The organism is Streptomyces sp. 13-12-16, from assembly GCF_002114215.1.
In the GTDB taxonomy this organism is placed as follows: Bacteria; Actinomycetota; Actinomycetes; order Streptomycetales; family Streptomycetaceae; genus Streptomyces.
In genome coordinates this window covers 5,349-9,684 of sequence record NZ_NCTE01000359.1, presented here as the reverse complement: position 1 = coordinate 9,684, position 4,336 = coordinate 5,349, and the positions used below count along the sequence as shown (strand labels likewise).

Here is a 4,336-nt window from a genome sequence, read left to right as displayed (position 1 = left end):
GCGAACACCCCCGGCCCGCACCGACGCAGGGCACCCTGCGACACACCGGGCCGCGCGACCCCCCGGCCCGCGCCAGCGCAGGGCACCCCGGCAAGCGCCGGGCCGCGCGAACACCCCCGGCCCGCACCGACCCCGGGTGCCCCGCATGACGCCAGGCCGCACCCCGGGACACACAACCCGCAGAGACCGCTTCACACCGTCATCGGACGGTCGTAGGGGCCGATCGGCGCCGGCAGCCGACTCGCCGAACCAGTCAGATGGCGATCGACCGCCGCAGCCACCGCCCGCCCCTCGGCGATCGCCCACACGATCAGCGACTGCCCCCGAGCGGCGTCCCCCGCCGCGAAAACCCCCGGCACGTTCGTGCCGAAGCCCGCGTCCCGTGCGACCGTGCCACGAGGCGACAACTCCACCCCGAGCTGGGCGAGGAGCCCATCCCCCCGCTCCGGCCCGGAGAACCCCAGTGCGAGCAGCACGAGATCCACCGGCAACACCCGCTCGGTCCCCGGCACGGGCCGACGCCCGGCGTCCACCCCCACCAGGTGCAGCGCACACACCCGCCCGCCCCCGTCCCCGGCAAAGCGCACCGTGGACGCCGCGAACAACCGCGCGTCAGCGCCCGTGTCCGCCCCCGCCCCCACCACCGGCGCCATCCGCAACACCCCGGCCTCCTCATGCGCCGCGGACAACCGGTACAACTTCGGATACGTCGGCCACGGCTCGGCGTCCTCATCGCGCTCGTCCCCCGGCCGGCCGTAGATGTCGAGCTGGGTGACCGACGCGGCCCCCTCCCGCACCGCCGTACCCAGACAGTCCGCCCCCGTGTCACCACCACCGACGATGACGACATGCCGCCCCGCGGCCGACAGCGGCGACGACTCCAGATCCCCCTCGCACACCCGGTTCGCGAGCGGCAGGTACTCCATCGCCTGGTGGATCCCCGCCAGTTCACGCCCCGGCACGGCAAGCTCCCGCCACGCCGTGGCCCCCGTCGCGATCACCACCGCGTCATACCGCGCCCGCAACTCCACCGCGCCCACGTCCCGCCCGACCGTCGTGGACGTACGGAACCTCGTCCCCTCGGCCCGCATCTGTTCCACCCGCCGCTCCAGATGCCGCTTCTCCATCTTGAACGCGGGGATGCCGTACCGCATCAGCCCGCCGACCCGGTCGTCCCGCTCGTACACGGCGACCGTGTGCCCCGCCCGGGTGAGCTGCTGGGCCGCGGCCAGTCCGGTCGGGCCCGAACCGATGACCGCGACCGTCCGGCCGGAGAGCCGCTCCGGCGGCGCCGGCGGGGCGAAGCCCTCCTCCCAGGCCCGGTCGGCGATGGCACACTCGACGTTCTTGATGGTGACCGCCGGCTGGTTGATGGCGAGCACACACCCCGCCTCGCAGGGCGCCGGACACAACCGGCCGGTGAACTCCGGGAAGTTGTTGGTGGCGTGCAACCGCTCCGCCGCCGCCCGCCAGTCCTCCCGTGAGACCAGCTCGTTCCACTCGGGGATGAGATTGCCCAGCGGGCAGGCCTGGTGGCAGAACGGCACACCGCAGTCCATGCAGCGGTCGGCCTGCGCACTGACGATGGGCAGCAGCGCCCCCGGCACGTACACCTCGTTCCAGTCGCGGACCCGTTCCTCGACGGGGCGGCGGGGCCACTCCTCGCGGGGCGTGGTCAGGAAACCCTTGGGATCGGCCATGGCCGTGTTCCTTGCGTGCGCGGGTGACAGGCCGTGCGTCGTCGGGCGGCACTCCTCGGGCCACGATACGTCCGCTCACCCGCCCCCGCAGAGCGCCGGGACAGCGCTTTCCCGGGAGCCCGTCGACCGAGTCCCTCAGACGAGGGCCAGGAGGTACGCCACCGCCGCCCCGGCCGAGGCGAGCGCACGGACGTGGTTCCACATCGTCCACTCGCGCACATAGACCGGCCAGTACGCGGCCGCCTCCGGGCCGTCCGGTCCGAGCCGGGCCAGCGCCTCGTTGCGCGGTATGTTCGCGGCCACGGTCAGCCCGAACGAGCCGACCAGATACAGAGCACCGCCCACCAGCAGCTCGGCCGTCCCCTCGTCCGGCCACAGCACGAACGTCACCACCGTGACCACCGCGCACAGCATCGCCGTACCGAGGAACAGCAGCATGAAGGCAGGCTGCACCGCCGCCACGTTGACCGCCTGCATCGCGGCCACCCCCTGCGCCGGCGGCAACGCCGCGAGACCTCTCATCACGAACGTGGAGAAGGCACAGAAGACCCCGGCCGTCAGCCCGGTCCCGAGCACACCCAGCACCGTCAGTACGAAGTACGGCCCGTCGATCATGTCGTCATCCCCGTTCCCGGCCGGGACCCTTCCTGGCCACCACCGTCATCACCAGTGAAAGCGGCCCTCGGCACCCCCTGCCATGGCCCAGGAGCGCGGGCGCATGCGCGAACGTCCAGGGAGGCCGAACACCCCGGGTGTCACCCCCTCCCCCCGGGCGGCCGGGCACCGGGCGCCGAACCCGTACAGGCGGAGGACCCGTACCGTCAGGAGACCCGTACAGCCGGGAGACCCGTACCGCGGGGAGACCCGCGCGGCCGGACGGGCCGCAGGCGCATCATGGCCGTGTGCGACTTGAAGCGATCACCTGGGACCGGCTCGGCGACCTCCTCGCCGAGCGCCTGCTGGAGCTGAGGACGGCCGACGGCGGACCCTGGCCGCGGGTCGCCCTCGACGGCGCCCCCGCCGCGCGTCCGGGAGACCTCGCCGAGCGGGTCGCCGAGGCGCTGCGGATACGCGGCCGGCCCTCCCTGGTCGTCGGCACCGAGGGCTTCCTGCGGCCCGCCTCCGTCCGGCTCGAATACGGCCACCGTGACCTGGAGTCCTACTACGGCGGCTGGTACGACACCGGCGCCCTCTGGCGCGAGGTGTTCGGCCCCCTCGAACCCGGCGGGAGCGGACGCGTCCTGCCCGACCTGTGGGACCCCGTCACCGACCGCGCCACCCGCAGCCCCTATGTCCGACTGCCTCCCGGCGGCGTGCTGTTGCTGCACGGCCCCCTCCTCCTGCGCCACTGGTTCCCCTTCGACCTGAGCGTCCACGTCCTCCTCTCCCCGGGCGCCCTGCGCCGCCGTACCGCCGAGGCCGAGCACTGGACCCTCCCCGCCTTCGAGCGCTACGAGCGGGAGACCGACCCCGCCGGCACGGCCGACGTACTGGTACGGGCCGACGACCCCCGCCATCCGGCCTGGCGCGGCTGACCCCGCCTCCCCGCCGGGCGGTGGGGAGCAGCGGGTCTCAGAGCCAGCGGCTGCGCCGGAACGCCCGGTACAGCAGCAGACACGCCACGGATATCACCCCGATGACCATGCCGTAGCCGTACCGCCAGTGCAGCTCCGGCATGTGGTCGAAGTTCATGCCGTACATCCCGCAGACCATCGTCGGCACCGCCACGATCGCCGCCCAAGCGGTGATCTTGCGCATGTCCTCGTTCTGCGCGACCGTGACCTGCGCCAGATGCGCCTGGAGGATGGAGTTCAGCAGCTCGTCGAAGGCCGCTATCTGCTCCTTCGCCCGCAGCAGATGGTCGGAGACGTCACGGAAGTACGCCTGTATCTCCGGGGCGACCACCCGGATCGGCCGGGTGGCGAGCTCCTCCAGCGGCCGGCCCAGCGGCACCACCGCCCGCTTCAGTTCGAGGAGTTCGCGCTTGAGCTGGTAGATGCGGCCCGGATCGACCCGCGCGCCGTGCTCCGCGAACACATCCGTCTCGACCTGGTCGATGTCCTCCTGGACCGAGTCGATGACGGTCAGATAGTCGTCGACCACATGGTCCGCGATCGCGTGCAGCACCGTGGACGGGCCCTGGGCGAGCTGCTCGGGATCGGACTCCAGCCCCTCGCGCAGCGGCCCCAGCGAGCCGTGCCGGCCGTGCCGCACCGTGACCACGAAGTCCTTGCCGAGGAACACCATGATCTCGCCGGTGTCCACCACCTCGCTGTTCGCGGTGAGTTCCTCGTGCTCGACGTAGCAGACCGTCTTGAACACGGCGAACAGCGTCTCCCCGTACCGCTCCAGCTTGGGCCGCTGGTGGGCCTCGACCGCGTCCTCCACCGCCAGCGGGTGCAGGTCGAACAGCTCCGCGATGCCGGCGAACTCCCGGGTGGTCGGCTCGTGAAGCCCCAGCCAGACGAAACCCTCGCCGCTCTTGCGCACCTGCCTCACCGCGTCCATCAGGTCCCCGCGCGCGCCGGTGCGGTGACCGTCCCTGTACGTCACGCAGTTGACCACCGAGGAACCCAGCGGGGAGCGGGCCGGATGGCTCAGGTCCACACGGGGCCGCCGCCGTGCCAGCCGCGCCA

At 72.7% G+C, this 4,336-nt stretch carries 4 protein-coding genes; 1 reads left to right on the top strand and 3 read right to left on the bottom strand.

All coding sequences use genetic code 11. The features are described 5' to 3' along the window. Positions 1 to 191: 191 nt before the first annotated feature. Positions 192 to 1,700 carry a glutamate synthase subunit beta gene (locus B7767_RS15165; protein WP_085572653.1) on the bottom strand — a complete coding sequence of 503 codons (1,509 nt, stop codon included), beginning with the start codon at positions 1,698 to 1,700 and terminating at the stop codon, positions 192 to 194. Between the two features lie 135 nt (positions 1,701 to 1,835). Next, entirely contained in the window at positions 1,836 to 2,315 is a 480-nt protein-coding gene (locus B7767_RS15160; RefSeq protein ID WP_085572652.1) for a DUF1772 domain-containing protein, read from the bottom strand. 287 nt (positions 2,316 to 2,602) lie between these two features. Between B7767_RS15160 and B7767_RS15155 the strand changes: the two genes are divergently transcribed. Next, positions 2,603 to 3,235: a uridine kinase gene (locus B7767_RS15155; RefSeq protein WP_085572651.1), complete on the top strand. Its 633-nt coding sequence runs from the start codon at positions 2,603 to 2,605 to the stop codon at positions 3,233 to 3,235. Between the two features lie 37 nt (positions 3,236 to 3,272). On the opposite strand, the gene B7767_RS15150 is transcribed toward B7767_RS15155, so the two are convergent. After that, on the bottom strand, positions 3,273 to 4,336 hold a 1,064-nt coding region (locus B7767_RS15150; RefSeq protein ID WP_085572650.1), incomplete at its 5' end, for a magnesium and cobalt transport protein CorA.